The sequence below is a fragment of the Candidatus Saccharimonadales bacterium genome, assembly GCA_035317825.1.
GTDB lineage: Bacteria > Patescibacteriota > Saccharimonadia > Saccharimonadales > Saccharimonadaceae > DATHGB01.
This window is the reverse complement of record DATHGB010000004.1, coordinates 1-4,239: the sequence shown is the minus strand read 5'-3', so window position 1 is coordinate 4,239 and position 4,239 is coordinate 1. Positions and strand designations below refer to the sequence as shown.

6 protein-coding genes are annotated in these 4,239 nt (G+C 45.3%); all 6 read right to left on the bottom strand.

What is annotated here, in order from left to right; genetic code table 11:
- Positions 1-209 precede the first annotated feature (209 nt).
- The 6 genes from VK497_00295 to VK497_00270 all read right to left on the bottom strand — a co-directional run bounded on the left by VK497_00295 (position 210) and on the right by VK497_00270 (position 4,127).
- Positions 210-662: a hypothetical protein gene (locus VK497_00295; GenBank protein HMI08825.1), complete on the bottom strand. Its 453-nt coding sequence runs from the start codon at positions 660-662 to the stop codon at positions 210-212.
- An 81-nt stretch (positions 663-743) separates the two neighbouring features.
- Positions 744-1,322, bottom strand: a complete 579-nt coding sequence (locus VK497_00290; protein ID HMI08824.1) for a thymidine kinase — start codon at positions 1,320-1,322, stop codon at positions 744-746.
- A 5-nt stretch (positions 1,323-1,327) separates the two neighbouring features.
- Positions 1,328-1,843: a hypothetical protein gene (locus tag VK497_00285; protein HMI08823.1), complete on the bottom strand. Its 516-nt coding sequence runs from the start codon at positions 1,841-1,843 to the stop codon at positions 1,328-1,330.
- A gap of 142 nt (positions 1,844-1,985) precedes the next feature.
- The gene (ilvA, locus tag VK497_00280) at positions 1,986-3,494 is read right to left on the bottom strand and encodes a threonine ammonia-lyase, biosynthetic (protein HMI08822.1); all 1,509 of its coding nucleotides are present in this window, start codon (positions 3,492-3,494) and stop codon (positions 1,986-1,988) included.
- On the bottom strand, positions 3,491-3,868 hold the full coding sequence (locus VK497_00275; GenBank protein HMI08821.1) for a RidA family protein: 378 nt from the start codon (positions 3,866-3,868) through the stop codon (positions 3,491-3,493). The genes ilvA and VK497_00275 overlap by 4 nt, the downstream gene beginning before the upstream one ends.
- Before the next feature lies 1 nt (position 3,869).
- Positions 3,870-4,127 carry an ACT domain-containing protein gene (locus tag VK497_00270; protein ID HMI08820.1) on the bottom strand — a complete coding sequence of 86 codons (258 nt, stop codon included), beginning with the start codon at positions 4,125-4,127 and terminating at the stop codon, positions 3,870-3,872.
- Between the last annotated feature and the right edge of the window lie 112 nt (positions 4,128-4,239).

The window sequence follows — 4,239 nt, the reverse complement described above, 5'->3', positions numbered from 1 at the left end:
CGACAACCTCGGCAAGTGACTTACTGCGGTACTTGCGATACAGTGCTTTAGAGCTCATAGATTGTTGATTTCACTTCCCCTCATCTTTTCTATGTATTACTATACGCGAAGTCTATGAATAAGTATGTTGTGATTTTGCCTGGAAATAAAAACTCCACTTTGTATAATTTAAAGCAGAGTTTTATATTGAATTTAAGTCGATAGGAGCGCTAAATTAGTTTGTCTAAATCTTCTCCAGTTTCATCAAGACGAGCAAGGAGCATATGAAGCAGTTCTGTGGCTTGGTGATCAGGAAGATGTTCAGGGGTGGTTAGTTGAGCATGGAGTGACTCTATCACAAGGCAATCCATTTCGATTTTTTCACTGGGTGAAAGTAAAGTATCATCAAAGAGACGATAATCGGGCTTTGGTTCTTCTTCGTGTGGATTATAACGCAATTCAACGACGTTATCCTCGGGCTTATTCATAATATCTATACTACCGTCACCTAGTAGCTCTTGAAAGGCCTGTAGAACAATAGCATTTCTTCCTGGCTCAAACCCTGCAGGAAAACCCGCTAAGATTCCAAGCTCATCCGCGAGATCGGCATCTGCCGGCATCGTAAGTGAGTCTCCCTCTAGGGCGACTGCCATACCGCGCTGAACTTCATATATATTATGCATCTGTGATTCTCCTGACTATTTAGCGTGGGGTAAGTAGGAACTTACCGAACTAATGCATTATAGCATAAGTAGTATATAAAGTCAAGACGTACGTTCAAGAATATAGCAGTTACCGCAAAGCGAATTGTAGGTAACTTCACCTTCGCCGTCTATAGCGACCTGGCTTCCTTCGAAAACGTATTTGCCACCAACTAAGCGACAATTAAACTCAGCCTGTGCACCGCAGCGGCACATAGTGGGGAGTTTTTCGATGTTATCGACAATTTCGAATAAACGTTTACTGCCAGGGAATAATTGCTTGCGAAAATCAGCGCGAAGTCCATAAGCTATTACGGAGATATTATCTAGTTTTGCAACGTCGTAGAGCTGGTCAATCTGTTCTTCTGTGAGGAATTGGCTTTCATCAACGAGTACGCAGTGAAGTTTTTCAATTTTAAGCTTCTTGATTGCTTCGCGAATATTAGTATCTGGCGTCGCAAGAATATCTACTTTGCGAGTAGCACCACCACGTGCAACGATAAGACGATCACCCTTGGTGTCGATACTTGGCTTGATGGTAACAACCTCAAGTCCCTGCTCGCCGTAATTGTAGGCAGTTTTAATAAGCGTATCGCTTTTCCCACTATTCATGGCGCCATACTTAAAATGTAACTTTGCCATTTGTTCTATAAAGCGGCTTCGACAGCTGCCCAGGTTGCTTCAGGATTGTCTTCTGGGACGATAATGGTTACTTGATCACCTTCGGCGATGCGGAAGTACGTAACGCTTGCAAGAAGAATGCGGTATTCGCGTCCGTTTGCTTCAACGTAGTAAGCGCCGTCATGTTGCACTAACGTACCAATGATTTGTTTACGCTGGATTGGGCCGATTTGTTTGTAGACAAATCCACCGTCGTCAGCGATGGTGAGTTTCATAATGTCACCTTCGACTAGCTTTGATTTGCTTGCATAGTTTGCAGGTACTGGGTAGCTTTTACCGTCAGGACCAATCATGATCTGACCGTCAAAAACACCTTCGATAACTTTGCCACCGATTTCTTCTTGGCTTGAGCGAGGTGTCACAACGTTACCGTCGTCACCTAAAATGCTAATGAGCAGCTCTTTAGCGGCTGCTAGGTTTGTTTCTGCTTCTTGGATAAGCGATCGCAGACGCTTAACTTGTTTTTCTGGTAAATCAGACATAATACTCGCATGTTCCTTGTCTGTTTTTGTAGTAATATCACCTCTATATATAACAACAGTGAGCGAATGTGTCAATGCTGGACTGCATGACGACTATTTATCCACATGAGTTACAGGGGTAAAACAAAAGTCGTTGTTATTTTTATTGAAGAAATAATCCAATGCCAAGATTGTCGTCTTTTTTCGTCCATTCGAACTTTGTTGCCTCAAGCTTTGCTTCGAGCGTTTTGCTATCATCCGCTTCGAATCCAATGAGCACTTTGCTCCAATCACTCGCGGCGTTTCTATAATGGAACAGACTGATATTCCAATTAGTGCCAATTGCCTGCAAAAAGCCAGCCAGCGCACCCGGTCTTTCGGGAAACGTAACCTCATAGATATGTTCGCTTGTCACTTGGGGCGCTTGCCCGCCAATCATGTGTCGGATGTGCTCTTTGGCCAGATCATCGCTAGAGAGATCAACATGGTCGTAGTGCTGATCATCCATTTTCTTCATAAGATTATCCTTGTCGCTTACGCCGCTAACGGTAAGGCCGATAAAGATACGGGCACCCGATCGTTTATTGAGCCGGTAGCTAAACTCACCAATACTTCGGTTTTTTACGATCTGATCACAAAAAGCATGAAGCGCTCCAGGCTTTTCAGGTAAGGTAACGGCAAAAACCGCTTCTCGGCCAGACCCGATGAGTGTTCGCTCTGCTACTTGTTGCAAACGCTCGAAAGTCATGTTTGCTCCTGAGCATATTGCCACAGCCTGAGCTCCAGCCGGCAATTCGTATTTCGTCATGCCTGCAATGGCGAGCGCACCTGCCGGCTCGACAATACTGCGCGTATCCTCGAATATATTTTTAATTGCCACGCAAATTTGATCGGTATCGACAGTTATAAAATCGTCGACATTTTTGCGGGCTATCTGATACGTATAATCCCCTACTTGCTTAACGGCCACACCGTCAGCAAATATGCCAACATGTTCCAAAGTAACCCGTTTTTTACTCACGATGCTTGCTTGCATAGCGTTGCTATCTTCAGGTTCCACACCGATGATTTTCACATCCGGCCGCAGCGCCTTAACGTAACTGGCGATACCGGCAATAAGCCCGCCACCACCTACGGGTATGAAGATATGAGTGGCATTTGGTAGTTGCTCAATGATTTCACGCCCTATCGTGCCTTGTCCGGCGATAACGAGCGGATCATCAAAAGGATGAACGTAGGTTCGCTTAGTCTCATGAGCTCTTCCTTTGGCATAATCTGCCGCCTCAGAGTAATTATCACCGTGAAGTTCAACATCAGCACCGTAATTTTTAACAGCGTCTACTTTTATTACCGGAGTTGTTTGCGGCATAATAATAAGAGCACTAATACCAAGCTTTTGGGCAGCAAGCGCGACACCCTGAGCATGATTACCGGCACTTGCCGTAATGACACCGCATGCCCGCTCGTCGTCCGTGAGGTGGATTATTTTATTGTACGCACCGCGCAGCTTAAAACTATGAACGGGCTGTAGATCCTCGCGTTTTAGATAAACACTATGGCCAGTGAGTTTACTTAGCTTTTCCGCTCGCTCTAGCGGGGATTCTATCGCGACGTCATAAACGCGGGACATAAGAATATCCCGGACAGTATCGTCTAATACGAGGCTACTCATGATAACTCCTTGCATGCTACCGCTTCAATTTCTACGCGGATCGGCACGTTGCCACCTACTCTTGGAAGTTCACGTACGCATACCGTGCTTCGTGCTGGTCTTGGGGTTGAAAATACCTTTTCATAAACGGCGTTTATTGCCTCGAAATCATCCATGTCGGTGAGGAAAATCGTCGTTTTAACTACATCCTGCAGGGTTGCTTCAGCGCTATGCAAAACATCTTCCATATTGCGTAGCGCCTGTTCCGTTTGTGCGGCTATGTCCGATGACGCATTTTTTGTTATTGGATCAACACCTACTTGTCCTGATACAAACAGTAGATTGTCTGCTTTGCGAACAGGGCTGTATGGCCCATACGTAGTTAGCTCTGTCATATTATGCGTCCTCCTTTTTGATATCAATAACGTCAATTAATTTCATCAGCTGCATCGTAATTTGTTCGATTGTTTCGGGTTTGCCAAACGCGGTAATGGTCATGGAAGAGGCGTGGGGCAAGTCGGGTATAGATTCGACATGCAACCGTTCAATGTTATGACCGCGCCTATTAAAGACCTGGGCACAGCGCACTAATACGCCGGGACTGTTATGAACGGTGAGTATCAGCGTGTACGTGTGATCGCTTTCTTGTTTCATATCAGGTGCTCCCCACTGGTTTATCAAGTTTTGTCGTCGGGGCTTTGATAAGCATATGGCTGTACCCGCGGCCAGCTGGAATCATAGGATACACATTGTCGGTTTTTACGAC

Bases quoted from the DNA above. Each gene is read 5' to 3' on its own strand.
- VK497_00295 (HMI08825.1), bottom strand. From the start codon at position 662: ATGCATAATATATATGAAGTTCAGCGCGGTATGGCAGTCGCCCTAGAG.
- VK497_00290 (HMI08824.1), bottom strand. From the start codon at position 1,322: ATGGCAAAGTTACATTTTAAGTATGGCGCCATGAATAGTGGGAAAAGC.
- VK497_00285 (HMI08823.1), bottom strand. From the start codon at position 1,843: ATGTCTGATTTACCAGAAAAACAAGTTAAGCGTCTGCGATCGCTTATC.
- ilvA (HMI08822.1), bottom strand. From the start codon at position 3,494: ATGAGTAGCCTCGTATTAGACGATACTGTCCGGGATATTCTTATGTCC.
- VK497_00275 (HMI08821.1), bottom strand. From the start codon at position 3,868: ATGACAGAGCTAACTACGTATGGGCCATACAGCCCTGTTCGCAAAGCA.
- VK497_00270 (HMI08820.1), bottom strand. From the start codon at position 4,127: ATGAAACAAGAAAGCGATCACACGTACACGCTGATACTCACCGTTCAT.